Below are 25,057 nucleotides of genomic sequence, written 5' to 3' on the forward strand. Positions count from 1 at the left end.
CGCATCCTAGATTCGGCCGTGCCCCTCCCCGTGCTTCGGCCCGTCAGAGCCGCGCGGCCAGCCGGGTGCCCTGGTCGATGGCGCGCTTGGCGTCCAGTTCGGCGGCAACGTCGGCGCCGCCGATCAGGTGCACCGACGCGCCGGCCGCGCTCAGCTCCTCGTACAGGCCGCGCCGCGACTCCTGGCCCGTGCACAGCACCACCGTGTCGACGGGCAGCACGGACGACTCGCCGTCCACGGTGATGTGCAGGCCCGCGTCGTCGATCCGGTCGTAGCGCACGCCCGGCACCATGGTCACGCCGCGGTGCTTGAGCTCGGTGCGGTGGATCCAGCCCGTCGTCTTGCCCAGCCCCGCGCCGACCTTGGTGGTCTTGCGCTGGAGGAGGTGGACCTGGCGCGGCGGCTTGGGCCGCTCGGGCCGGCGCAGCCCGCCGCGCTCGGCGTACGTGGTGTCGACGCCCCACTGGCGGAAGTAGGTCTCCGCGTCCAGGCTCGCGGCGTCGCCGCCGTCGGTGAGGAACTCGGCGACGTCGAAGCCGATGCCGCCCGCACCGACCACCGCGACCCGCTCGCCGACCGGCGCCCCGTCGCGCAGGACGTCGAGGTAGGTGACGACGCTCGGGTGGTCGGAGCCGGGGATCTCGGGGGTGCGCGGGGTGACGCCGGTCGCCACGACGATCTCGTCGTACGGACCGCCGGCGAGGTCGGCGGCGCTCACCCGCGTGTTCAACCGGACCTCCACGCCGCACAGTTCGAGCTGCGTACGGTAGTAGCGCAGCGTCTCGTCGAACTCCTCCTTGCCCGGCACGCGCTTGGCGATGTTGAGCTGGCCGCCGATGCGGTCGGCTGCGTCGAAGAGGGTGACGGCGTGGCCGCGCCCGGCCGCCGACACGGCGAACGCGAGCCCGGCCGGACCCGCGCCGACCACGGCGAACCGCCTGCGCAGCTTCGTGGGGGAGAGCACCAGCTCGGTCTCGTGGCAGGCGCGCGGGTTGACCAGGCAGGAGGTGATCTTCCCGCTGAAGGTGTGGTCGAGGCAGGCCTGGTTGCAGCCGATGCAGGTGTTGATGGTCTCGGCGCGCCCCTCCCTCGCCTTGGCGACGAACTCCGGGTCGGCGAGGAAGGGCCGGGCCATCGACACCATGTCCGCGCGGCCCTCGGCGAGCAGTCGCTCGGCGACCTCGGGGGTGTTGATGCGGTTGCTGGTGATCAGCGGGATGGAGACCGACCCCATGAGCTTGCGGGTGACCCAGGTGTACGCGCCCCGGGGCACCGAGGTCGCGATGGTCGGGATGCGCGCCTCGTGCCAGCCCACGCCGGTGTTGATGAGCGTGGCGCCGGCCGCCTCGATGGCGCGGGCGAGGGTGACGACCTCCTCCAGGGTCGAGCCGCCGGGCACCAGGTCCAGCATCGAGAGCCGGTAGATGAGGATGAAGTCGGCGCCGAGACGCTCACGCGTGCGGCGCACGATCTCGACGGGGAAGCGCATCCGGTTCTCGTACGAGCCGCCCCAGCGGTCGCTGCGCCGGTTGGTGGCGCCCGCGACGAACTCGTTGATGAGGTAGCCCTCGGAGCCCATGATCTCGACGCCGTCGTACCCCGCGGACTTCGCGAGTTCGGCGGCGCGTACGAAGTCCTCGACGGTCTGCTCGACCTCGTCGTCGCTCAGGGCGTTCGGTACGAAGGGGCTGATCGGCGCCTGGAGCGCGCTGGGTGCGACCAGGTCCTCGTGGTAGGCGTACCGGCCGAAGTGCAGGATCTGCATCGCGATCCGGCCGCCCTCGCGGTGCACCGCGTCCGTGACGGTCCGGTGCTCGGCGGCCTCCGCCTCGGTGGTCAGGCGGGCGCCGCCCGGGTAGGGGCGGCCCGCGTCGTTCGGGGCGATGCCGCCGGTCACGATGAGGCCGACGCCGCCGCGGGCCCGCTCCGCGTAGAACGCGGCCATCCGCTCGAACCCGTTCTCGGCCTCTTCGAGCCCGACGTGCATCGAGCCCATCAGCACCCGGTTGGGCAGTGTGGTGAATCCGAGGTCCAGCGGGCTCAGCAGGTGGGGGTACGCGGTCATGGGGGCGCCTCCGGGTGGGATGTCGTCGCCTCCGTTGTAGACCAGCCCACCCGCTTATGCAACAAGTTGCATACCACTGAGGCGGCGCTCACATCGCACGACCGTCGCACGACCGTCGCCCGCGCGGCGTACGCGCGTGCTGCACACACCCGTGTACGCACACCCGGGCCCTCACACCCAGGGCGGCGGTCCCTCGGGGATCAGCTGGTGCACATCGAAGAGCACCGCCGCCTCCACGCCCATCGCCGAACCCGCCGCGCGAGCCAGCCAGGTCAGGAACGGCCGGGGAGCGAAGGCGTCGGCCTCGGCGCCCAGCCCCTTGGTGTACTCGGCGTGCGCCGCAAGCGACGCGATGCCGCGCTCCAGCGGCTCCCCGGTCACCTCCACCCCGTGCGTGGGACGTTCCGCCCCCGCGAACGCGACGAACCGCACCCCGGGCCACGGGGCGAGGCCCTCCTCGGTGAGCTCGGGGAAGATCCAGCGGTTCCCGGCGTCCCGGGCGGCGTCGAGCGCCGCGAGCCCGACGGCGCGGTGGTCGGCCTGATTGACGAGGCCGCCGATCATCCGCTCCGTGTACGCGCCGGAGAGCACGACCTCCGGGCGGGTCCTGCGGATGGCCCGCACGATGTCGCGGCGCAGGCCCGTCCCGTACGCGACGACACCGTCGCGGTGGCCGAGGAACTCCACCTCGGTGACGCCGACCTCGCGGGCCCCCGCGCGCTCCTCCGCCTCGCGCAGGGGCGCGGCCCGGTCCGGCGGCACCGCGTCGATGCCGGCCTCGCCGCGGGTCGCCAGCAGGTACGCGACCTGTTTGCCCTGCGCGGTCCAGCGGGCGACGGCGGAGGCCGTGCCGTACTCGATGTCGTCCGGATGCGCGACGACGGCCAGCGCGCGGGTCCAGTCCTCCGGCAGCGGGGGAAGCGGGGGTCCGCCGGTGCCGCCCAGCTCGTTGAAGGCACTCATGCCTTCATGATGACCCCGAGCCCCGCATCCGTCCCCGGGGCTCCGCCCCGGACCCCGTATCGCGCCTTGAGGGCGCTCGTCCTCAATCGCCGGACGGGCTGAGGTGGCCTGCATGGGCCGGGGTCGAGCGGCCGGGCGGGCTGGGGTGGCCTGCACGGGCCGGTACCGGGTAGCCGGGCGGGCTGGGGGTGTGCATGTTGGCCGGCGCCTGGTAGCCAGGGGCGCGGGGCTGTGCCTTTTGCGCGGCTCTGCCGTGGTGGGCGCGATGCCGGGTGCCCTACTAGGGGCGCGGGGAACTGCGCGGGACGCGGGCACGGTCTGCAGACGTAGGCGGGGTTGCTGGGGCTCCGCCCCAGACCCCGTTCGCGCCTTGAGGGCGCTCGTCCTCAAACGCCGGACGGGCTTGGGTGGCCTGTATAGGGCGGGGTCGAGCGGCCGGGCGGGGTGGGGTGGCCTGTATGGGCCGGGGTCGAGTAGCCGGGCGGGGTGGGGTGGTCCGGGATGGGCGCTGCGCGGTATCGAGGGGCCGACCGGGCCGGCCGGCACGGAGTGGTCGGCTCACACCTTGCGGTACTCGTACGCCTCCGACGCCGCCGCCTCCACCGCCCCCACGTCCGCCCCCGCCGACGCGCTCACCACCGCCGCCACCGCCCCCTCCACGAACGGCGCGTCCACCAGCCTCGTCCCGGGCGGGAGTTCGTCGGCCTCGGCCAGCAGTGCCTTCACCGTCAGGACCGCGCTGCCGAGGTCCACGAGGACGGCCACGCCCGCGCCCCGGTCGACGGACTCGGCCGCCGCCACGATGAGCTCCTCGCTGGTGCCGAGCCCGCCGTCGGGCAGGCCGCCCGCCGGGGCGACGGGGGCCGTCGGACCGCCGCCCGCCAGGCCCCGGGCCAGCTCGGCGACGGCCGCCGCGACCGCCGCGCTGTGCGACACGAGCACCACTCCGACCAGCGGCTCGGACCCGCTCACGCCGCGGCCTGTGCCAGCGCGCCGACGAGCAGCGCCGCCGAGGTCGCCCCGGGGTCCTGATGGCCCACCGACCGTTCGCCGAGATAGCTGGCCCGCCCCTTGCGGGCGCGCAGCGGCACGGTGGCGAGCGCCCCCGCGTCGGCCGCCTTTGCCGCCGCGGCGAAGGACTCCCCGAGCGCGTCGACCGCCGGCAGCAGCGCGTCGAGCATCGTCTTGTCGCCGGCCGCCGCCCCGCCCAGCTGGGCGACGGCGGCCACCCCGTCCCCGAGCGCCCGCGCGAGCTGCTCCCGGGTGACCTCGGCCGCGTCCCCGAGCGCCTTGCCCGTACGCCGCAGCAGCGTCCCGTACAGCGGGCCCGATGCGCCACCGACCGTGGAGATCAACTGCCTTCCGGCCAGGGCGAGTACGGCGCCCGGGGTGTCCGGGGACTCCTTGTCGAGCACCGCCGTCACGGCGGTGAAGCCGCGCCGCAGATTGGCGCCGTGGTCGGCGTCGCCGATCGCCGAGTCGAGATCGGTGAGCCGGGACTCCTCCCGGCCCACCGCGGCGGCCGTGGCCGACATCCAGCGGGACATGAACGCGGCGTCGAGCATGGTCTTCCCTTCGGTCATGGCTCAGCAACCCCAGCGCAGCGCGGGCGTGTCGACCGGCGCGTCCCACAACCGGAGCAATTCCTCGTCCACCTGACAGAGCGTCACCGAACACCCCGCCATGTCCAGCGACGTCACATAGTTGCCGACGAGCGTGCGGGCCACCGGCACGCCTCGCTCGGCGAGCACCCGGTGCACCTCGGCGTTGAATCCGTACAGTTCGAGCAGGGGAGTGGCGCCCATCCCGTTGACGAGCAGCAGCACGGGGCCGGTCGGCCGCAGATCGTCGAGGACGACGTGCACCGCGTAGTCCGCGATCTCCCGCGAGGTCATCATCGCCCGCCGTTCGCGCCCCGGCTCGCCATGGATGCCGGCACCCAACTCCAGCTCACCCGGGGGGAGTTCGAAGGTCGGGCTGCCCTTGGCCGGTGTCGAGCACGCGCTCAGCGCCACCCCGAAGCTGCGCGCACTCGCGTTGACCCGCCGGGCGATCGCCTCGACCCGCTCCAGCGGGGCGCCCTCCGCGGCGGCGGCTCCCGCGATCTTCTCCACGAACAGGGTGGCTCCGGTGCCGCGCCGGCCCGCCGTGTAGAGGCTGTCGGTCACCGCGACGTCGTCGTCGACCAGGACCTTGGCGACGGCCACCCCCTCGTCCTCGGCCAGTTCGGCCGCCATGTCGAAGTTGAGGACGTCACCGGTGTAGTTCTTGACGACGAACAGCACCCCGGCCCCGCCGTCGACGGCCGCCGCGGCCCGCACCATCTGGTCCGGCACGGGCGAGGTGAAGACCTCGCCGGGGCAGGCGGCGGCCAGCATCCCCGGCCCCACGAAGCCCGCGTGCAGCGGCTCGTGCCCCGACCCGCCGCCCGACACGAGGGCCACCTGCTGTGCCACGGGCGCGTCCCGCCGCAGCACCACCCGGTTCTCCACGTCGACGGTGAGCGAGGGATGCGCGGCGGCGATTCCGCGCAGCGCGTCGGCGACGACGCTCTCGGGCACGTTGATGAGCATGTTCACCATGACCTCCAGGCGAGGCGTGCGGAGTGTGACGGCCCCAGTATCACGCGCACCTCCGTCCCCGGGGAGGTGGACGGCCGCCCCGAGCTCGGGCGGCGGCGGGTCAGAGCGGCCGGAGCATCCGCCGGTGGGTCGCCTTCTCGATGACGTCGGGCTGGTTGGTGATGATGCCGTCGACGCCCTCCTTCACCAGGGCGGCGGCGGCACCCGTGCTGTCGACGGTCCACGGGTTGACGCGCATCCTCGGCCAGTGCGGGCTCTTCAGCGCGTGCACCGCCCGGACGTACGCGGCCGTCACCGCACGCTGCTCGGGGTTGATCTCGTCGACGTAGGCGGCGTACTGCCCCAGCTGTGCGACGGGCGGGGCTCCCAGGAACCCGGTGCGCACCGCAGGGCGCAGCCGGTGCGTGGTGCGCAGCGCGGAGGCGCTGAAGCTCTGGACGACCAGGCGCCGGGCGACGTGCGGCCCGTCGAGCCAGCCGGCCCGGCCGAGGGCGTCCAGGGTCTGGCGCTCGATGCCCGGGTAGAGGTCGGGCTGCTTCAGTTCGAGCAGCAGGTTCTGGTCGGTGCGGTCGAGCAGGCCGAGGTACTCCTGGAGGGTGGGGACGCGTTCGCCCCGGAAGCGCGGCGCGAACCAGCCGCCGGCGTCGAGCGTCTTGATCTCGGCGAGGGTGAACGAGCCCACCGTCCAGGGGGAGCGCCCCGGGTAGCGCTGCTCGACGTCGGTGGTGCGGTCCAGGGTGGTGTCGTGGATGACGACGAGCGCCCCGTCGCGGGTGCGCTGGACGTCGTTCTCCACCCAGTCGACGCCCAGGCTCGCGGCGGTGCGCACCGAGCGCAGGGTGTTCTCCGGCGCGTGGGCCGGCGCGCCCCGGTGGCCGAAGACGGTGATGTGCCCGGCGGCCGGCGCGGCCCGTGTCGCGGGGGCGGGCAGGGCGAGGGCGAGGACCCCGCAGAGCGCGCCGACGACGGTGAACACAGCGGTGCGGTGACGCATGGGCATTCCTCAGGACGGCTCGGATCGTCGTCCGTGAGGGTGCCAGTGCGCGGGGCGCGTCGGCGGTTGCGCCGGGGAGCGGCGGCCAAGAAGACCTCCGCGTTCCCCGGTGCGGGTGGCTTCGGTTCGGTCAGAAGGCCCAACGGCGAGCGGATGAGCGGCCCGGGGCGCGGGTCACTGCTTGTCCTCGTAGCGCCGCTCGAAGCGGGCGATGCGGCCCTCGGTGTCGACGGTCCGCGCCTTGCCCGTGTAGAAGGGATGGCTCTCGGCGGAGATCTCCACGTCGATGACCGGATAGGTGTTGCCGTCGTCCCAGTCGATGGTCTCCTCGCTCGTCGCGGTCGACCGGGTCAGGAAGGCGAACCCGGCGGCGCGGTCACGGAAGACGACCGCCTGGTACGGGGGCTGCTTGTCGCGCTGCATGGGGACTCCCGGGTGTAGGTCGGCGCGGGCGCGCCGCGGGGTGCGGGCTTGCGGAGTTGGTGGAGGCGGCGGGATCCGGCCGCCCGGAACCGCCGAAGGCCGAGCCGGCCCGAAAGCCGCGGGGCCTTCCTGGCGGCACCGGGGGCGCAGCCTGCCTGGCGGCACCGGAGCCGCCCGGCCTCTCTGATGGCACCCGGACCACGGCGGTTCCGGGGCCCGGGAAGTCGTCGGGGTCCCGGGGGTTCCGAGACGGTCCGGCACCGCGGGGGTCCCGGATCAACGGGCGGCGCCGGGTGCCCGGGGCGGCGGATCATTGGTCAGGCATCGCCGAACCCGTCGAGCTTCTCGGTGTCGTCCTCGTCGACGAGGTGCATGGCGGCCTCCTCGGCGGAGGAGGCCGCGCCGTCCAGGCCGACGTCCCGGGCGAGCAGCCGGGTCTCCTCGTCCGGGTGCGCGCCTTCGTCGGGGGCGACCAGCCGCCCGGCACGGGCGCCGCCGACCTCGTTGTCGCGGGGCTCGCCGTCGGTGTCCCAGGTGTCGCCCATGCCGTCGCCCTCGGCCTCGGACACCTCGGGCACTTCGTCGAAGAGGCGCCGGTCCAGGCTCTCTCCGCGCAGCCGCTCGGCGGCCGTCACGCCGGTCCGCTCCACGGCCCAGGGGCGTTCGGGCGGCGAGTAGCCGGTGTCGAGGGGGTCGGCGGGGCCGTCGTCCAGGGTGTCCTCGGCGCCCAGGATGCCTTCGTCGTCCTGTACCTCGGAGCCGTCGGGCTGGTAGACGTCGTCCCCCCACGTCTCGCTGTCGACCACGGCTACCTCCTGGGTTGCGACCAGTGGTGCGCACGCCGCGGGGTCCGGCCCGGCCTGCGTTTCCAGTCTCGGTCCGCGCGGCGCCGACGACCACCGCACGCGAGCCGGGCGGGTGATCCACCCGCTCTTCCGCAGCTGCTTTGAACACGTTCAAATACTTGCGGTAGGGTCGGTTCCACATTCGAGGGGGCGCCATGAAGATAGTGATTCCCGGGGGCACCGGGCAGGTCGGCTCGATCCTGGACCGGGCGCTCACGGCCGCGGGCCACGACGTCGTGATCCTCACGCGACGGCCGCGCGGCCCGCGCGAGGTGGCCTGGGACGGTGAGACGACCGGCGCGTGGACCGAGGTGATCGACGGCAGCGATGTCGTCGTCAACCTCGCCGGCCGCAGCGTGAGCTGCCGCTACACCGAGGCCAATCTGCGGGCCATGATGGACTCCCGCGTGCGCTCCGCCCGGGTCGTGGGCGAGGCCATCGGCGCCGCCGCCCGTCCGCCGAAGCTCTGGCTCCAGATGAGTACCGCGACCGTGTACGCCCACCGCTTCGACGCCGCCAACGACGAGGCGACCGGGATCGTGGGCGGCGCCGAGCCCGGAGTCCCCGGCTACTGGGCCTTCAGCGTGGAGATCGCCAAGGCCTGGGAGGCGGCGCAGCAGGAGGCGAGGACGCCCGGCACTCGCAAGGTCGCCCTGCGCTCGGCGATGGTGATGAGTCCCGACCGCGATGGTGTCTTCGACGTCCTCCAGACGATGGTGCGGCTCGGCATCGGCGGCCCGGTCGCGGGCGGAGCCCAGTACGTGTCGTGGATCCACGACCGTGACTTCGTCCGGGCGGTCGACTTCCTCGTCGAGCACGAGGAGATCACCGGGCCGGTCAACCTGGCCGCCCCCGCCCCGCTGCCGCAGCGCGCGTTCATGCGGGCCCTGCGAGGCGCCCGGGGCGTCCCGGTGGGGCTGCCCGCCACCAGGTGGATGGCCGAACTCGGCGCGTTCGCGCTGCGCTCCGACACCGAGCTGCTCCTCAAGAGCCGTCGCGTGGTCCCGGGACGGCTCCTGGACGCGGGCTTCGCCTTCGAGTACCCCGAGTGGCCGCGTGCCGCCGCCGACCTGGTCCGGCGCTCGCGCGCGGACCGGGAGGGCGGGCGAGCCGGCTAGTCCGTGTCCGCGGGGGGCCTGCCGCGTCGGCGCGCGAACCCGGCGAGCACGAGCAGCCAGGCCGCGAAGGCGGCCCACAGCACGACCTCGCCGAGCGGACGCAGCCAGCCGATCCCGGCGACCTGCGAGGCGGTCAGCGCGGCCACCGCGGTCATGCCGAGCGGAAAGACGGTGGACCAGCGCCGGATGTCATAGCCCGGCCGGGGGTGGCGCAGCTCCGCGACGAGCAGCACCGCGCACGCGGCGAGGTTGACGGCGAGCAGGACCAGCGTGACCGTCCGCAGGGCGCAGTGCGCGGCGCCCGTCCATAGCGGGGACGCGGTCAGCTTCGCCGCGGCGAGCGCCGAGATGGCCGGCGCCCCGCCGCCGATCCACTGGTCGCCCGCGCCCGTGCGCACCTCGCGGAAGTCGAACCGGACCAGCGCCTCGCCGTAGAGGAAGACCCCGAGGCAGAACGCCACCAGTGCGGCTCGGGCGAGCCAGGCGCCCGCGCCGGCCAGGGAGAGCGTCGCCGCGAGCACCGCGAGGCCCTGCGTCGCGACACACACCAGGAAGGCCGCCCCGGGCATCCGCCGGTGCCAGTGGCGTACGACCGCGATCATGAGCCCCGGCCAGATCGCCGTCGCGAGGCCGAGCAGCGCCAGGGCCAGGTCGCCCAGGCCCAGCGTGCTGAGGCGGGTGCCGAGCACCGTGGTGGCGGCGACGGCGGTGAGCGCGGGCGGGGTGTCGGCCTCGCCGGACCAACGGGCCCGGTTGCCCAGGAGCCGCCAGGCGAAGTCGCCGGCGAGCACGAGCCACAGCAGCGCGGCGATCGCGAGCCACACCCGGGACAGGAGTTCGTGGCCGGTCAGGTGCAGCCCGATGGAGACGATCGCGGTGGCCATGACCGCGCCGCCGGCGGCCGGGGGCAGCTCGGCCCACCACGGGGCGCCCTGGCGGTTCATGGGCCCATCTCAACGCGGCCCGGCTCCCGCCGCCACCGAGGTGGTGGATCCGAGCAAATGCTTGTACAGTACAACTGATAGAAGTTGTAAAAGCCAACCATCGGGTCATGGTCGGGCGTCCCGGCCCCGGACCCGGTCAGAAGGGTCCGCTGATGTCCGCAGGTCACAAGGCCGGCCGCTCGGGCGCCTCGGGCGACGTGCGTACGGCGCCGTCCGACCCCGCGCTGCGACACGTCCTCACACACCTGATCACCCCGCTCCTGATGTGCCTCGGCATGGGTCTCGCCTACCTCGGCGCGTTCGCCACCCCCGAGCCGCACCACCTGCCGGTCGCGGTCGTCGGAGCGGGACCCGAGGCGAAGGTGTTCGCGCAGACGGTGAAGGACAAGGCCGGCGACGCGCTCGACGTGCGCACGCTCACCGACCGCGCCGCCGCCGTCCACGAGCTGAAGGCGCGGGACATCTCCGGCGCCTACGTCCTGGATGCCAGGGCGCCCGAACTCATCGTCGCCTCGGCGGGTTCCGACATGAGCGCCACCGCCGTCGAGAAGGTCTTCACCCCGGCCGCCGCCGCCCAGGGCGCACCCCTGAAGATCACCGATGTCGTGCCGCCGGTCTCCGGCGACCCCACGGGCTCGGGCATCTTCTTCCTGCTCATCGCGGTGAGCATCGGCTCGTACGCCTCCGTGGCCGTGCTCGGCGCGGCCGGCGCGGGGCTGTCGCTGCGCACGCGGGCCGGCCTGGTGGCCGGGGTCTCCTTCGTGGTCTCGCTGATCGGCGCCGCCTTCGCCGGACCGCTCTTCCACCTCGTCGACCACGGCCTGTGGGGCGTCTGGGCGATGTCCTGGCTGTACTCGGCGGGCATCCTCTTCCTCGGCGCGGGACTGCACACCTTCCTCAAGCGCTGGACCACCCTCGCCGTGATGGTGCTCTTCGTGATGCTCAACTTCACCAGCTCGGGCGGTCTGTTCCGGCCCGAGCTGCAGAACGGCTTCTTCGGCAGCCTGCACGCCTTCTGGAACGGCGCGGGCCTCGTCGAGGGCATCCGCGACCTGGTCTACTTCGGCGGCCACGGCCTCGCCCGCACCGTGTGGGTGCTCGCCGCCTGGCTGGTCCTCGGCCTCGCCGTGATGGCGGTCGCGGGCCTGGTCGAACGCCGCCGCGCCCCGGCCGCCGCCCCCGCACCCGCCACCGCGTCCGCCCGGACGGACGGTGCGGCGCGGCCAGGAGCCGGGACCGAAGCCGTGCGGGAAGCTGGGGAGGAGGAAGAGATCGAGGAGACCGTCGGCGTCTGACGCGGTCACCGACGTCCGGAGGCGCGCGATGTCCGCGGCGTCCACACCACCCGGGAGGCACCGATGCCGGCACAGCGCACACCGAGGGTCCGCCGGGTCTACGACCCGCCCGAGGAGGGAGACGGCGTCCGCGTGCTGGTCGACCGGCTCTGGCCCAGGGGCCTGTCCAAGGAGCACGCCGCCGTCGACGAGTGGCCCAAGGAGCTCACCCCTTCGACGGAGCTGCGCCGCTGGTACCACGAGGACCGCTCCCGCTTCGAGGAGTTCCAGGAGCGGTACGGTGCCGAACTGGCCGAGCCCGGACCGAGCGGGGCCGTGGAGCGGCTGCGCACCCTCGTGGAGGACGGCCCGCTCACCCTCGTCACCGCCGTGAAGGACATCGACCACAGCCATCTGCCGACGCTCCTGAAGGCCCTCGGCCACGGCCGGTCCCGCTGAAGCGGCGCGTCGCCTCCCCGGCTCTCCGGCGCGGGGCCGGCGCCCGTCCGGAGGAACCCGGCGCGCGCCGGGGCGCCGGGCCGGTTAGGCAGGGGACATGGCACCGATGTCACGGATGGGCACGATCGACCGCCGCTGGTTCGATCGGGTCGCCGCCGCCCGGCCGGCCGGCGCGGACCAGGTACTGCCCCGCCTGAGCCGCGCCGCCAACCACGGCCGGCTCTGGTTCGCGACGGCCGCGGTGCTCGCCGCGGCCGGCGGACCCACCGCACGCCGGGCCGCGCGGCGCGGAGTGGGCGCCCTCGCGCTCGCGTCGCTCACCACCAACACCGTCGCCAAGTACGCCACCCGGCGCGGGCGTCCGGTGGCGGACGCCGTCCCGCTGGTGCGCCGCCTGGCGCAGGCGCCGCGCACCTCCTCGTTCCCCTCCGGACACTCCGCGTCGGCCGCCGCCTTCGCCGCCGGGGTGGCCCTGGAGTCCACCCGGTACGGCGCCCTCGTGGCCCCGGCCGCGGCGGCCGTGGCGTTCTCCCGCGTCTACGTCGGCGTCCACTACCCGGGCGACGTGCTGGCCGGCTGTGTCCTCGGCGTGGCCGCTGCCGCCGCCACCTGCTACTGGTGGCCGCCCCGGCCGCAGCCCGTCCATCCGCTGCACACCCGCGCCGCGGCACCCACGGTGCGGCGTGGACAGGGCCTCGTGGTGGTCGTCAACGGCGGCGCCGGTGCGGGGGTCCCGGGCCGGCTGCCCGCGCAGGACCATCTGAGACTGCTGCTGCCCGAGGCCGAGATCGTCCCCCTCGGGCCCGACGACGACCTGGGCGAACTCCTCGACGAGGCCGTCGCCCGTGCCGGCCGGCTCGCCGGAGTGCTCGGGGTGTGCGGCGGCGACGGCACCGTGAACGCCGCCTGTGAACGCGCCGCCCGCGCCGGGCTCCCCGTCGCCGTCTTCCCCGGCGGCACCCTCAACCACTTCGCGCTCGACGCCGGCGTCGCCGCCTTCGAGGACACCGCGTACGCCCTCGAACACGGCGAGGCGATCCGCGTCGACCTGGCCCGCGTGCGCGACGGCGAAGGCCGGTCCGTCGCCGCTTTCGTGAACACCTTCAGCATCGGCTTCTACGCCGACCTGGTCCGGGTCCGCGAAGGCCTGGAGGGCCGGATCGGCAAGTGGCCCGCGGGCGCCGTCGCCCTCGCCCGCGTGCTGCGCACCGCGACCCCCCTCCACCTGCGGATCGACGGCCGCCCGCGGGCGCTGTGGCTCCTGTTCGCGGGCAACGGCCACTACCGGCCCGACGGGCTCGCCCCCTCCCACCGGCCCCGCCTGGACGAAGGCCTGCTCGACCTGCGCACCGTCGACGCCGAGGTGCCGCTGGCCCGCGTACGCCTCGCCGTCTCCGCCCTGGCCGGAGCGCTGCGACGCTCGCACGTGTACCGGGCCGAACGCGTCCGCTCGGTCCGCCTCACCGGCCTCGAAAGCGTCAACTCCCTTGCGTACGACGGCGAGACGGCGGCGGCGCCCGACGGACTCGTGCTCGACAAGGAGGACCGGGTGCTCACCGTGTACAGCCCCGCCGAAGCCCAGGACGAACTCGCCCAGCGGGCCCGCACCGCGACGGCGGCCCTCGCCGCCGGAGCCACCGCCTCGCGGGCGCGGCGCACGCCCTGAGGTTCCGGCGGACTCGGGGCGTGCGCACCGCCCGAGTCCGCGGTACGCGCACGGACCGGCCGCGTCTCCGGAACCCCTCACCCGCCCCGTGCCGCCAACGGCGCCGCGGCGGGTTCCTCGCCCGCGGCCGGCGCCGGCGAAGGGGGCTCCGGCAGGGCGCGGGCGAGCAGCCAGGCCAGGACGGGCAGGGCGATCAGCGGGGTGAGCGCGGTCCGCAGCGAGGTGGCGTCGGCGGCGGCCCCGATCAGCGGCCCGGCCAGGCCGCCCACGCTCACCGTCAGGCCGAGCGTGACCCCGCTCGCGGTGCCGATCCGGGTGGGCAGATAGTCCTGACCCAGCGTCACCTGGAGCGAGAACGGCACGTACAGCGCCGCGGAGGTCAGCGCGACGAACAGATAGAAGGCGGGGCCCGGCACGAAGATCACCCCGGCGACGGCGGGCACGGCGGCCGCGTACGACCACCCGACCACCCGCACCCGGTCCCAGCGCGCCGCGAGCCCGCCGCCCACGACCGTGCCCACCGCGCCGCCCGCGTACAGCACGAACAGGGCCGCGGAGCCCGCCACTTGACCACCCGCCACCCGTTCGCGGGCGTACAGCGCGATGAACGCGCTCAGCCCGACGAAGACGAGGGAGCGGCAGACGACGACCAGGGACAGCTTCAGGAAGGAGGCGCGGTCGTCGCGCGGGGCGCCGCCGATGGCCCGCGCCTGCGCCCGGCCCGGCATCCGGGTCGCGCGCAACGCGAGCACACACAGCACGCTGCCCAGTGCGGCCGGCACCACGAGCAGCGGCGCCGCCCGCAGTCCGCCGAACCCCACCACCCCGGCGACCAGCAGCGGGGCGGCCGCGAAGCCCAGGTTGCCGCCGAGCGAGAACCAGCCCATCGCGGTGTGACTCCCGGCGCTCGCCGCGCGGGCCACCCGGGCCGACTCGGGATGGTAGGCGGCCACACCGACCCCGGAGACGGCGACCGTCGCCAAGGTCATGGCGTACGTGCCGCCGCTCCCGCTCGACGCGATGCCGACCCCGGCCACCGCCGTGCTCACCGGCAGCAGCCACGGCATCGCCCACCGGTCGGCGAGCGCCCCGAACAGCGGCTGGACGACGGAGGAGAGCAGCGAGGCGGCGAGCACGATGCCGGAGGCCGCGGCGTAGGAATAGGCGCGCTCGGCGACGAAGTACGGCACGAGGGCCGCGACGGCGCCCTGGTACACGTCGACACAGCCGTGCCCCAGGGCCAACAGCACCACCGCCCGCCGCGCCGGATCCCGGCGCCGATCACCGGACACCGTCCCGCCGCCCTGCATCGGCTCGCCCCGCGGGGTCGCTCCGCCGCTCTGGATCGGCCCACTCCGCGCGGGCGTTCCGCCCCGCGCCGTCGGCCCGCTCGGCCGTATCGGTCCACCTTGTCTTTTCGGCACGGCTCGATCATCACCGGGCCCGGCGCTGTCCCGCTTCCGATAAATTGCCTGGTGATGCCGAAAATCCGCCACACCCCCGTCGCCCCCACCCGCGCCCAGCAGATGGCACCCGGGGACAGCATCGACGCGCACCGGCACGACGATCATCAGCTCGTCCACGCGAGCCGCGGGGTCCTGGCCGTCACGACGCACGCGGGAACCTGGGTGGCCCCGGCCACGCGCGCGATCTGGGTGCCGGCCGGCACCGTGCACTCCCACCGGGCGCACGGCGGGCTCGAATTGCACCTGATGGGCGTCGCGGCCCACGAGGACCCGCTCGGTCTCGACGCCCCGACCGTCCTGACCGTCGGCCCGCTCCTGCGCGAGCTCCTGCTCGCCCACACCCGGGCGCCCGGCGACCGGAGCCCCGAGGGGCGGCGGCTGCGCGCCGTCCTGCTCGACCAGGTGCGCGCCGCACCGCGATGGCCCGTTCATCTGCCCGCGCCCAGCGACCCCCGCCTCGCAGCGGTCTGCGCGATCCTGTGGGCCGACCCCGCCGACCGGCGCGGGCTCGCGGAACTGGGCGCGCGGGCCGGCGCGAGCGAACGCACCCTGACCCGGCTCTTCCGCGCCGACCTCGGCATGACGTTCCCGCAGTGGCGCACCCGGCTCCGGCTCTACCACGCGCTGCACCTGCTCGCCGACGACACCCCGGTGACCACCGTGGCCCACCGGTGCGGCTGGTCCTCCACCAGCGCGTTCATCGACGTGTTCCGCCGAGCCTTCGGCCACACACCCGGCGCGCACGGCCGCTTGCGTTAGAGCACGCTCCAACTCATAGCGTCCGCTCCATGGACACCACGCAGCACACGAAGAACGCGACGCACCACGCCATCGCCGGGGGCGGCGCCGAGACGACCGACGAGCGGTTCGAGCGCGGGCTCGCCCTGCTGCGCACCATCGGCGGTGAGGAGCACCCCGCCGTCCTGGGCAGCCTGGCCGACATCGCGCCCGGCCTCGGCCGGATGACCGTCGCCTTCGCGTACGGCGACGTCCTGGCCCGCCCCGGACTCGGTCTGCGCGGGCGGCAGATCGCCACGGTCGGCGCGCTCGCCGCGATGGGCAACGCGGCGCCCCAACTGCGCTTCCACATCGACGGCGCGCTCAACGTCGGGGTGAGCCCGGCGGAGATCGTGGAGATCCTCATCCAGACCGCCGTGTATGCCGGCTTCCCCGCCGCGCTCAACGGCATCGCCGCCGCCCGGGAGGTCTTCGCGAGCCGCTCCGACCTCGCGGCGGACCCGGTCGGCACGGAGCCCCCCGCGGGCGACCGCTACGAGCGCGGTCTCGCGAAGCTGGCGGAGGTCGACGGGCACGCCGCCGACGAGGTCGTCGCGTCCCTGCGGGACATCGCGCCCGATCTGATGCGCTACATCGTCGAGTTCGCCTTCGGGGACATATACGCGCGCCCCGGGCTCGACCTGAAGTCCCGCGAACTGGCCGCCGTCGCCATGTGCACGGCGCTCGGCACAGCCGCGCCCCAGCTGCGGGTCCACCTCCACGGCCTGCTCAACGTGGGCGGCACCCGTGAGGAGGCCGTCGAGGTCATCACGCAGATGGCGAGTTACGCGGGCTTCCCCGCCGCGCTCAACGGCATGACCGCCGCCCGCCAGGTCTTCGCGGAACGCGCGGCCCACTGACCCGGCGGGGGCGCCGGTACCGCACGCGGGGTGGGCGCTCACAAAAAAGGGGGGTGGAGGCATCGCCAGGGGGTGGAGGCAGCACCAAGGGGTGGGGGCGGGCCTCGGTCGGCCCGCCCCCACCCCGGGATCCCCCGACGAGTGCTCTCAGGGAAGCAGCTTGTCCAGCGCGGCGGGGCCCTCGGCGGCCAGCTTGCGCTCGGCCCAGGCCAGGTTCTCCGGGGTGACGTCCCGCCCGGAGGCCAGCACCAGGTCCTCCGCGCTGACCTCGCCCCCGGCCCCGGTGTGCAGCAGTGCGTCAGGGGTCACGAGATCGGACTGCGAGCTGGAATCGGACCGGTCGTTCATGCCGCCTCCTACGTTCGTCCAGTAATGCACCATTCTGGCCCCCGCCTACCCGCCTCGCATCCGGCCCACACGCCCCATCGCCACCGGTGTGCGGGCCCCCGGGCGGCCCGGCGCCACCCGGGTTCCGGGTGCGCGGACGACCGTCTCCATCGGGCCCGCGCGGGGGTGCTCCGGGGGGATCTGCGCCGGCGCCTCAGGAGGACGCGTACACCCGGCCGGCGTACGTCGCGAACGCCTCCGCGGTCAGCTTGCGGGCCAGGTCCGCCTCGGTGATCATGCCGACCGGCGTCCCGTCCTCGACCACCACGATCCGCCGGATCCGCGCCTCGCTCATCGCCCGCACCGCGAGCGTGGCGTCGGCCCCCGCGTCGACGGTGTGGACGCCGCCCTCCGCGAGGTCGCCCGCGGTGACCTCGGCGGCGTCCTTGCCCGCGGCCAGGGCCTTCACGACGATGTCCCGGTCGGTGACGATGCCGGTCAGCGTGCCGTCGCCGCCCTTCACCGGCAGCGCGCCGATCCCGTGGTCGCGCATCAACTGGGCGGCGCGGTCGAGGGTTTCGGACGCCGGGACGCACCGCACGTCGGCGGTCATCAGGTCGCGGGCAGTGGTCACGGGAAGCCTCCGGTTCAGAGGTGCGCGAGCGGCACGGATACGGAACACACGCCTCGGCCCATGCTCGCCGCGCCCACGGCTCCGGGCGACCGGACGGCCGCCGTACGGGCGGCAGAGCAAGCGCGACGCGTGCGCCCCTTCCGGATTCTTGGAACACGTTCTACTGTGTGCGCCGCCGTACCGCGACCGTCCTGGAGGGGCCGTGCACCTCGCATACACGCCTGAGCAGCAGCAGTTGCGCACCGAGCTGCGGACCTACTTCGCCGGGCTCGTCCCGGACAACGTCTACGCCCGGTACGCGGATCCGGCCGCGCAGAAGCGGTTCTACCGCGAGACCGTGCGCCGGCTCGGCACGGACGGCTGGCTCGGGGTGGGATGGCCCGAGGAGTACGGCGGGCGGGGCCTGACGCCGATGGAGCAGTTCATCTTCTTCGACGAGGCCGCGCAGGCGGGGGTGCCGCTGCCGCTGATGGCCCTGAACACCGTGGGCCCCACGATCATGCGGTACGGCACGGACGAGCAGAAGGCGTACTTCCTGCCCGGCATCCTCTCCGGCGAGCTCGACTTCGCCATCGGCTACAGCGAGCCCGACGCGGGCACCGATCTCGCGGCGCTCAAGACCCGCGCGGTGCGCGAGGGCGACGAGAACACCGGCACGTACACCGTGAACGGGCAGAAGATCTGGACCACCAACGGCGACACCGCCGACTGGGTCTGGCTCGCCGTGCGCACCGACCCGGACGCCCCCGCGCACAAGGGCATCACCATGCTCCTGGTGCCGACGTCCGACCCCGGCTACAGCTGCACCCTCATCAACACCCTCGCCTCGCACGACACCACCGCCAGCTACTACGAGAACATCCGGGTCCCCGCCACGCGCCGGGTCGGCGAGGAGAACAAGGGCTGGCGGCTGATCACCAACCAGCTCAACCACGAGCGGGTCACCCTCGCCGCCCACGGCACCATGGCGATCCGCGCGCTGCACGACGTCCAGCGCTGGGCCGCCGACACCAAGCTCGCCGACGGCCGCCGCGTCATCGACCTCGGCTGGGTCCGCAAGAACCTCGCCCGCACCCACGCCCGCCTCGACGCCATGAAGCTCCTCAACTGGCAGATGGTCAACGCCGTCCAGGAGGGAACCCTCACCCCCCAGGACGCCTCCGCCGTCAAGGTGTACGGATCCGAGGCGCGCCGCGACGCCTACGCCGCCCTGATGGAGGTCGCGGCGGCGGCGGGTCCGATGAAGGAGGGCTCGGCCGGTGCGGTCCTGCACGGCGAACTCGAACGCGGCTACCGCTCCGCGGTGATCTTCACCTTCGGCGGCGGCAACAACGAGATCCAGCGCGAGATCATCTCCTGGATCGGCCTGGGGATGCCGAGGGTCCGCCGCTAGGCCGGCCGCAGGGGGACCCCGCCCGCCGGGGGACCCCGCCGCGACCGCCGTACGGGCCGGCGGTGACGTCCCGGTCAGCCGACCGGGGCGAAGGCGGTGATCGCCTCGGCGAGTTCCGCCGGGGCTTCCAGCGGGATCAGGTGACCCGTCCTCGGGATCACCAGGAACTCGGCATCGGCGAGGTACGGCACCAGGTGGTCGCGGAGCACGGCGACGGGCTCGACGCGGTCGTTCTCTCCGGCGACGACGAGGGCGGGGACGCCGATCATGCGGGTGTGCCGGGTGATGTCCTCCGCGATGCCGTGCAGCGGCCACTCCGCGCGGGCGCCGTCGGCGCCGGCCCGCGAGTCGGCCACGATCCGCGACCTGACCGGTTCGGGCAGCTCGGTCGCGGTCAGGACGGTGTCCCGTGCGCCGGCGGCGTCTTCGTCGGAGTCGTAGGCGTGGGAGAGGGCCTCCTGGTACGCGGGGGTGATCTCCGCTGCGGGCCTGGCCGGCCCGGAACCGACCAGGACGATCCCCCGCAGGCCGGCGGGCCGGGCCGCCGCGACCAGCTGCGCGACCTTGCCGCCCATGGAATGACCGACGAGGACATGGTCGGTGACGCCCGCGTCGGCGATCACCGCGCGCGTGTCGTCCGCGAGCCGGCGCAGCGAGTAGGGGCCGGGCAGGCCGCGGGAGCGGCTCCAGCCGCGGAAGTCGAGCGTGAGGACGTCGCGCCCGTCGAGGCGCTCGACGACGGGGTCCCAGGTGCGGGCGGAACCGCCCCAGTAGTGCAGGAACACCAGGGTCGGCCCCGCTCCCGGCCGGTGGTCGTAAGCGGGCAGTGCCGGCTGCCGGGTCGTGGTCATCGCAACTCCTCGATCGGTGGTCCGTGCGGACCTGCCCCTTGATTGGATCTCCGAGGGCCCGTCCGGGGCATCGGCGCGACTGGTCGTCCGATGGTGGAAACTGGACACGTGACCGCGATCCGGCAGATGACCTACCAACCCGTCGGGCACGGGGGCTCGGCCGTCGAGACGATGACGTTCGGCCGTCTTCGCGAGCTGAACGACGGCGGCACGCAGCGCGCCGACTTCCATGTGCTCGCCGTCGTCGACGCCGGACGGGGAGCGGTCACCGTGGACTTCCGCGCGCATCCGCTCCGGGAGCGGTCCGCGGTGTGGATCGCTCCCGGAGCGGTGCACCGGTGGGACGGGATCGAGGGCGTGGCGGGACACATCGTGCTGTTCGTCCCGACCGCGCCCGTGACCCGTGCCACCCGGGCGCTCGCCGCGTCCCCGGACCTCGTCGTACACCGGACCGTTCCCGACGCCGACTGGCCGTTCGTCGAGGCAGCGCGCGACCATCTGCTGCTCGAGACGTCCGCCCCGCCCTCGGACACCGCCACGGAGCTGCCCGGGATCCTGCTCTCCGCGCTCATCGCCCGGCTTTGCCCGCCGCACGGCGAAGCGCGGTCCATGAACCCGGTGTTCGGCCTGTTCCGGGCCAGTGTCGAGGCACACTTCCGGGAGCATCACGACGCCGGGTACTACGCCCTGGCTCTGGGATACGCGCCCCGCACCCTCTCCAGAGCGGTCCACCGGGCCACCGGGCGCACCGCGAAGGCGTACCTCGTCGACCGCCTCGTCCTGGAGGCCAAACGGCTGCTCGCGCACGAGCGCATGACGGCGGCCGGCTGCGCCACCGCGCTCGGCTTCCCCGACGCGTCGAACTTCTCGGTGTTCTTCCGGAACGCGACCGGCCTGCGGCCCGGCGCGTGGCAGTCGGCGGCGACCGTCCCGTGAGGGTGCCCGCGCCCGGCCGGTGGCGGGCCGGTGCCTCAGCCCCGGGCCAACTCCCGGATGGCGACGTTGAGTTCCAGGACGTTGACCCGGGGCTCACCCATGAAGCCGAGCGTGCGGCCCTCGGTGTGGTCCGCCACCAGCCGCTCGACCTGCGCGACGCCGAGGTGGTTCCGCTCGGCGACCCGGTGCACCTGGAGTCCGGCGTACTGGGGGGAGATGCTCGGGTCGAGGCCGGAGCCCGACGAGGTGACCGCGTCGGCCGGGATGTCCTGCGGCCTCACCTTGTACGTGGCCGTCGAGTTGTCCCGGACGACGGCCGCCCTGGCGTCCTCGACGAGCCTGGTGAGCTCCGGGTTGTCGGCGGCCTTGTTGGTGGCGCCGGACAGAAGCAGCGAGTACTGGGTGTTGACGCTGTTGGTCCCGAGGCCGCCCGAGGGGCGCGGCTGGAACCACCGCAGGTCCGGCGCGGCGGTCTCGGCCGGATCGTCCGGGTGGCTCTTGGGCAGGGTGTAGGTCTGGCCGATGAGGGACGACCCCACGACCCGGCCGCTGCCGTCCTTGACCTCCGAGCCGTTGGCCTTGCCGCCGAAGGCGGCCTGGGCGATGCCGGTGACGGCCAGGGGGTAGACGATCCCGCAGACGACCGTGAGGACCAGCAGGGCTCGCAGGGCGGCGCCGATCAGCCGCGCGGTGTTTCCGACAGAACTGTTCATAGCTGATCAGCCGATTCCGGGGATGAGGGTGATGAGCAGGTCGATGAGCTTGATGCCGATGAACGGCGCCACGAGGCCGCCGAGTCCGTAGATCCCGATGTTGCGGCGCAGCATCCGGTCGGCGCTGGTCGGCCTGTAGCGGACGCCCTTGAGGGCGAGCGGTACGAGCGCGACGATGACGAGCGCGTTGAAGATGACGGCGGACAGGATCGCCGAGTCCGGCGAGTGCAGACCCATGACGTTGAGCTTGTCGAGGCCCGGGTAGACCGCCGCGAACATCGCCGGGATGATCGCGAAGTACTTCGCGACGTCGTTGGCGATGGAGAAGGTCGTCAACGCCCCCCGGGTGATGAGGAGTTGCTTGCCGATCTCGACGATCTCGATGAGCTTGGTGGGATTGGAGTCCAGGTCCACCATGTTCCCGGCCTCCTTGGCGGCCGAGGTGCCCGTGTTCATCGCCACCCCGACGTCCGCCTGTGCGAGGGCCGGGGCGTCGTTGGTGCCGTCGCCCGTCATCGCCACCAGCTTGCCGCCCGCCTGCTCCCGCTTGATGAGGGCCATCTTGTCCTCGGGGGTGGCCTCGGCGAGGAAGTCGTCGACGCCGGCCTCCTCGGCGATGGCCTTCGCGGTGAGCGGATTGTCCCCGGTGATCATCACGGTCCTGATGCCCATGCGCCGCAGCTCCTCGAACCGCTCGCGCATGCCCTCCTTGACGACGTCCTTGAGGTGGACGACCCCCAGGATCCGGGCGCCCGACTCGTCCTCGACCGCGACGAGCAGCGGTGTCCCGCCCGCCTGCGAGATCCGGTCGGCCAGATCCGCTGCGTCCTCGGCGACGCGGCCACCGCGCTCCGTCACCCAGGCGGCGACCGAACCGGCCGCGCCCTTGCGGGTCTTCCTGCCGTCGACGTCCACCCCGGACATCCGGGTCTGCGCGGTGAAGGCGATCCAGACGGCCTGCGCGAGCTCGCCCTGGTGGCGTTCGCGCAGCCCGTACCGCTCCTTGGCGAGCACCACGATCGAGCGGCCCTCGGGGGTCTCGTCGGCGAGCGACGACAGCTGTGCGGCGTCCGCGAGTTCGGCCTCCGTCGTGCCCCGTACCGGCACGAACTCGGCGGCCTGCCGGTTGCCCAGCGTGATGGTGCCCGTCTTGTCGAGCAGCAGCGTCGACACGTCGCCCGCGGCCTCCACCGCACGTCCGCTCATCGCCAGCACGTTGCGCTGCACGAGACGGTCCATGCCCGCGATGCCGATGGCCGAGAGCAGGGCGCCGATGGTGGTCGGGATGAGACAGACCAGCAGGGCGGTGAGCACGATCATCGACTGCCGGGCGCCGGCGTAGATCGCGAACGGCTGCAGCGTGACCACCGCCAGCAGGAAGACGATCGTGAGGGAGGCGAGCAGGATGTTGAGGGCGATCTCGTTGGGCGTCTTCTGCCGCGCCGCGCCCTCCACGAGCGCGATCATGCGGTCGATGAACGTCTCGCCGGGCTTCGTCGTTATCTTGACGACGATCCGGTCGGAGAGGACCTTCGTGCCGCCCGTGACGGCCGAGCGGTCGCCGCCCGACTCGCGGATCACGGGCGCGGACTCACCGGTGATGGCCGACTCGTCCACCGAGGCGACCCCCTCGACCACGTCACCGTCGCCGGGGATGCCGTCCCCGGCCTCGCACACGACCAGGTCGCCCACGCGCAGCTCCGTACCGGGTACGGGCTCCTCGGCCGAGCCGCTCAGCCGGCGCGCGACGGTGTCGGTCTTGGCCTTGCGCAGGGTGTCCGCCTGCGCCTTGCCGCGCCCTTCGGCCACGGCCTCGGCGAGGTTGGCGAAGAGGGTGGTGAGCCACAGCCAGGCGGTGATCGCCCAGCCGAACCAGTCCGACGGGTCCTCGACGGCGAGGACGGTGGTGACCACCGAGCCGATCAGGACGACGAACATCACCGGGGACTTGACCATGACGCGCGGGTCGAGCTTGCGTACCGCGTCGGGGAACGACGTCACCAGCGCCTTCGGGTCGAAGAGCCCGCCGCCGACGCGTCCGGGCGGCGTGTCCGCCGCGGGGTGCTCCTCGTGCGGGGCACGGGTGGGCGTGATGGTGCTCATGAGGCGAGCCCTTCGGCGAGCGGTCCCAGCGCGAGGGCCGGGAAGTAGGTCAGTCCGGTGATGATGAGGATCGTCCCGACGAGCAGGCCCGCGTAGAGCGGCTTGTCGGTGCGCAGGGTGCCCGCCGTCTCGGGCACCGGCCGCTGCTCGGCGAGCGAGCCGGCCAGGGCGAGCACGAAGACCATGGGCAGGAACCGGCCGAGCAGCATGGCGATGCCGATGGTCGAGTTGAACCACTGCGTGTCCGCGTTCAGGCCGGCGAAGGCCGAACCGTTGTTGTTGGCGCCCGAGGTGTAGGCGTAGAGGATCTCCGAGAAGCCGTGCGCGCCGGGGTTGGCCATCGAGGTGACCGGCGTGGGCAGCGCCATCGCGGCGGCCGTGAAGCCGAGGACGAGCGCGGGAGTGATCAGGATGTAGCAGGCCGCCAGCTTGATCTGACGGGTGCCGATCTTCTTGCCCAGGTACTCGGGGGTGCGGCCCACCATGAGCCCGGCGATGAACACCGCGATGACCGCCATGATCAGCATGCCGTAGAGCCCCGAGCCCACACCGCCGGGCGCGATCTCGCCGAGCTGCATGCCGAGCAGCTGGATCCCCCCGCCCAGGCCCGTGTACGAGGAGTGGAAGGAGTTGACCGCGCCCGTCGAGGTCAGCGTCGTCGCGACCGAGAAGATCGCGGAGCCGCCGATGCCGAAGCGCGTCTCCTTGCCCTCCATCGCCCCGCCCGCCGCCTGGAGCGCGGGCCCGTGGTGGGCGAACTCGGTCCACATCATGAGCGCGGTGAAACCGATCCAGACGACGGCCATCGTCGCGAGGATCGCGTACCCCTGCCGCAGGCTGCCGACCATGCGCCCGAAGGTCCGGGTGAGCGCGAACGGGATGAGCAGGATCAGGAAGATCTCGAAGAGGTTCGAGAAGGGGGTGGGATTCTCGAAGGGGTGGGCGGAGTTGGCGTTGAAGTAGCCGCCGCCGTTGGTGCCCAGCTCCTTGATGACCTCCTGCGAAGCCACCGCCCCGCCGTTCCACTGCTGCCCGCCGCCGGTGAACTGGCCGACCTCGTGGATGCCGGCGAAGTTCTGGATGGCGCCGCACGCCACGAGGACCAGCGCGCCGACGACGGCGATGGGGATCAGGATGCGGACGGTGCCGCGCACCAAGTCGGCCCAGAAGTTGCCGAGTTCACCGGTGCGCGACCGCGCGAAGCCCCGTACGAGAGCCACCGCGACGGCCATGCCGACGGCGGCGGAGACGAAGTTCTGCACCGCGAGACCGCCGGTCTGCACGACGTGGCCCATGGCCTGCTCGCCGGCGTACGACTGCCAGTTGGTGTTGGCCACGAACGAGGCGGCCGTGTTGAACGCCTGGTCCGGGTCGATCGCCGAGAAGCCGAGCGAGCCGGGCAGGATCCCCTGCGCCCGCTGGAGGGCGTAGAGGAACAGGACGCCGACGGCGGAGAACGCGAGGACGCCGCGCAGGTAGGCGGGCCAGCGCATCTCGGCCGACGGGTTGGCGCCGATGGCCTGGTAGACCCACTTCTCCGGCCGGTAGTGCTTCTCGGAGGAGTAGACCCGGGCCATGTGGTCGCCGAGGGGGCGGTACGCCAGTGCGAGCGCGGCGATCAGCGCGAGCAGCTGGAGCACGCCGGCGGTAACGGGGCTCATAGC

Annotated in this window: 24 protein-coding genes; 8 read left to right on the forward strand and 16 right to left on the reverse strand. The window is 73.6% G+C overall.

Annotated elements, in window-relative coordinates; translation table 11 throughout:
- Positions 1–43: 43 nt before the first annotated feature.
- The 8 genes from OOJ98_RS11795 to OOJ98_RS11830 form a co-directional block, all read right to left on the reverse strand.
- Positions 44–2,065 (reverse strand): NADPH-dependent 2,4-dienoyl-CoA reductase, encoded by a 2,022-nt coding sequence (locus OOJ98_RS11795; protein WP_267054590.1) that lies wholly within the window; start codon positions 2,063–2,065, stop codon positions 44–46.
- 171 nt (positions 2,066–2,236) lie between these two features.
- On the reverse strand, positions 2,237–3,028 hold the full coding sequence (locus tag OOJ98_RS11800) for a PIG-L deacetylase family protein (RefSeq protein WP_267054591.1): 792 nt from the start codon (positions 3,026–3,028) through the stop codon (positions 2,237–2,239).
- Between the two features lie 558 nt (positions 3,029–3,586).
- Complete coding sequence (locus OOJ98_RS11805) at positions 3,587–4,000, reverse strand: PTS-dependent dihydroxyacetone kinase phosphotransferase subunit DhaM (protein ID WP_267054592.1); 414 nt, start codon at positions 3,998–4,000, stop codon at positions 3,587–3,589.
- Positions 3,997–4,593 (reverse strand): dihydroxyacetone kinase subunit DhaL, encoded by a 597-nt coding sequence (gene dhaL, locus OOJ98_RS11810; protein ID WP_267055608.1) that lies wholly within the window; start codon positions 4,591–4,593, stop codon positions 3,997–3,999. Before dhaL ends, OOJ98_RS11805 begins: the two co-directional genes overlap by 4 nt.
- A 21-nt stretch (positions 4,594–4,614) precedes the next feature.
- Positions 4,615–5,607 carry a dihydroxyacetone kinase subunit DhaK gene (gene dhaK, locus OOJ98_RS11815; protein ID WP_267055609.1) on the reverse strand — a complete coding sequence of 331 codons (993 nt, stop codon included), beginning with the start codon at positions 5,605–5,607 and terminating at the stop codon, positions 4,615–4,617.
- 103 nt (positions 5,608–5,710) lie between these two features.
- On the reverse strand, positions 5,711–6,604 hold the full coding sequence (locus tag OOJ98_RS11820) for a glycerophosphodiester phosphodiesterase family protein (RefSeq protein WP_267054593.1): 894 nt from the start codon (positions 6,602–6,604) through the stop codon (positions 5,711–5,713).
- Positions 6,605–6,778: 174 nt separating this feature from the next.
- Entirely contained in the window at positions 6,779–7,027 is a 249-nt protein-coding gene (locus OOJ98_RS11825) for a type B 50S ribosomal protein L31 (protein ID WP_267054594.1), read from the reverse strand.
- A gap of 317 nt (positions 7,028–7,344) precedes the next feature.
- Positions 7,345–7,833, reverse strand: a complete 489-nt coding sequence (locus OOJ98_RS11830) for a DUF5709 domain-containing protein (RefSeq protein WP_267054595.1) — start codon at positions 7,831–7,833, stop codon at positions 7,345–7,347.
- 194 nt (positions 7,834–8,027) lie between these two features.
- On the opposite strand from OOJ98_RS11830, the gene OOJ98_RS11835 reads away from it, so the two are divergent.
- A complete protein-coding gene (locus tag OOJ98_RS11835; RefSeq protein ID WP_267054596.1) occupies positions 8,028–8,990 on the forward strand; it encodes a TIGR01777 family oxidoreductase in 963 nt (320 codons plus the stop codon).
- Here OOJ98_RS11835 and OOJ98_RS11840 read toward each other — a convergent pair.
- Positions 8,987–9,934, reverse strand: a complete 948-nt coding sequence (locus OOJ98_RS11840; protein WP_267054597.1) for a tellurite resistance/C4-dicarboxylate transporter family protein — start codon at positions 9,932–9,934, stop codon at positions 8,987–8,989. The genes OOJ98_RS11835 and OOJ98_RS11840 overlap by 4 nt on opposite strands.
- Positions 9,935–10,197: 263 nt before the next feature.
- On the opposite strand from OOJ98_RS11840, the gene OOJ98_RS11845 reads away from it, so the two are divergent.
- The 3 genes from OOJ98_RS11845 to OOJ98_RS11855 all read left to right on the forward strand — a co-directional run bounded on the left by OOJ98_RS11845 (position 10,198) and on the right by OOJ98_RS11855 (position 13,333).
- Positions 10,198–11,229, forward strand: a complete 1,032-nt coding sequence (locus OOJ98_RS11845; RefSeq protein ID WP_267055610.1) for a hypothetical protein — start codon at positions 10,198–10,200, stop codon at positions 11,227–11,229.
- Between the two features lie 63 nt (positions 11,230–11,292).
- Entirely contained in the window at positions 11,293–11,667 is a 375-nt protein-coding gene (locus OOJ98_RS11850; RefSeq protein WP_267054598.1) for a DUF488 domain-containing protein, read from the forward strand.
- A gap of 97 nt (positions 11,668–11,764) precedes the next feature.
- On the forward strand, positions 11,765–13,333 hold the full coding sequence (locus OOJ98_RS11855; RefSeq protein ID WP_323177888.1) for a phosphatase PAP2 family protein: 1,569 nt from the start codon (positions 11,765–11,767) through the stop codon (positions 13,331–13,333).
- A gap of 77 nt (positions 13,334–13,410) precedes the next feature.
- On the opposite strand, the gene OOJ98_RS11860 is transcribed toward OOJ98_RS11855, so the two are convergent.
- Entirely contained in the window at positions 13,411–14,625 is a 1,215-nt protein-coding gene (locus OOJ98_RS11860; protein ID WP_267054599.1) for an MFS transporter, read from the reverse strand.
- 186 nt (positions 14,626–14,811) lie between these two features.
- Here OOJ98_RS11860 and OOJ98_RS11865 point away from each other — a divergent pair, with 186 nt between their 5' ends.
- Both OOJ98_RS11865 and OOJ98_RS11870 read left to right on the forward strand, forming a co-directional pair.
- Positions 14,812–15,558, forward strand: coding sequence for a helix-turn-helix transcriptional regulator (locus tag OOJ98_RS11865; protein WP_267054600.1), 747 nt, complete (start codon positions 14,812–14,814; stop codon positions 15,556–15,558).
- 29 nt (positions 15,559–15,587) lie between these two features.
- Positions 15,588–16,436, forward strand: coding sequence for a carboxymuconolactone decarboxylase family protein (locus OOJ98_RS11870; protein WP_267054601.1), 849 nt, complete (start codon positions 15,588–15,590; stop codon positions 16,434–16,436).
- Positions 16,437–16,583: 147 nt separating this feature from the next.
- On the opposite strand, the gene OOJ98_RS11875 is transcribed toward OOJ98_RS11870, so the two are convergent.
- Positions 16,584–16,784, reverse strand: a complete 201-nt coding sequence (locus tag OOJ98_RS11875) for a hypothetical protein (protein WP_267054602.1) — start codon at positions 16,782–16,784, stop codon at positions 16,584–16,586.
- A gap of 193 nt (positions 16,785–16,977) precedes the next feature.
- Positions 16,978–17,397: a CBS domain-containing protein gene (locus tag OOJ98_RS11880; RefSeq protein ID WP_267054603.1), complete on the reverse strand. Its 420-nt coding sequence runs from the start codon at positions 17,395–17,397 to the stop codon at positions 16,978–16,980.
- 202 nt (positions 17,398–17,599) lie between these two features.
- Here OOJ98_RS11880 and OOJ98_RS11885 point away from each other — a divergent pair, with 202 nt between their 5' ends.
- Positions 17,600–18,790: an acyl-CoA dehydrogenase family protein gene (locus OOJ98_RS11885; protein ID WP_267054604.1), complete on the forward strand. Its 1,191-nt coding sequence runs from the start codon at positions 17,600–17,602 to the stop codon at positions 18,788–18,790.
- Between the two features lie 74 nt (positions 18,791–18,864).
- On the opposite strand, the gene OOJ98_RS11890 is transcribed toward OOJ98_RS11885, so the two are convergent.
- On the reverse strand, positions 18,865–19,641 hold the full coding sequence (locus tag OOJ98_RS11890) for an alpha/beta fold hydrolase (protein WP_267054605.1): 777 nt from the start codon (positions 19,639–19,641) through the stop codon (positions 18,865–18,867).
- Between the two features lie 108 nt (positions 19,642–19,749).
- Between OOJ98_RS11890 and OOJ98_RS11895 the strand changes: the two genes are divergently transcribed.
- A complete protein-coding gene (locus tag OOJ98_RS11895) occupies positions 19,750–20,577 on the forward strand; it encodes an AraC family transcriptional regulator (RefSeq protein ID WP_267054606.1) in 828 nt (275 codons plus the stop codon).
- Between the two features lie 35 nt (positions 20,578–20,612).
- On the opposite strand, the gene OOJ98_RS11900 is transcribed toward OOJ98_RS11895, so the two are convergent.
- The 3 genes from OOJ98_RS11900 to kdpA are packed head-to-tail and all read right to left on the reverse strand — an operon-like array spanning position 20,613 to position 25,054.
- Positions 20,613–21,290, reverse strand: a complete 678-nt coding sequence (locus OOJ98_RS11900) for a potassium-transporting ATPase subunit C (protein ID WP_267054607.1) — start codon at positions 21,288–21,290, stop codon at positions 20,613–20,615.
- 6 nt (positions 21,291–21,296) lie between these two features.
- Positions 21,297–23,393 (reverse strand): potassium-transporting ATPase subunit KdpB, encoded by a 2,097-nt coding sequence (gene kdpB / locus OOJ98_RS11905; RefSeq protein ID WP_267054608.1) that lies wholly within the window; start codon positions 23,391–23,393, stop codon positions 21,297–21,299.
- Entirely contained in the window at positions 23,390–25,054 is a 1,665-nt protein-coding gene (gene kdpA, locus OOJ98_RS11910; RefSeq protein WP_267054609.1) for a potassium-transporting ATPase subunit KdpA, read from the reverse strand. The genes kdpB and kdpA overlap by 4 nt, the downstream gene beginning before the upstream one ends.
- Positions 25,055–25,057: the final 3 nt, after the last annotated feature.

The organism is Streptomyces sp. NBC_00083, from assembly GCF_026343295.1.
Lineage (GTDB): Bacteria > Actinomycetota > Actinomycetes > Streptomycetales > Streptomycetaceae > Streptomyces.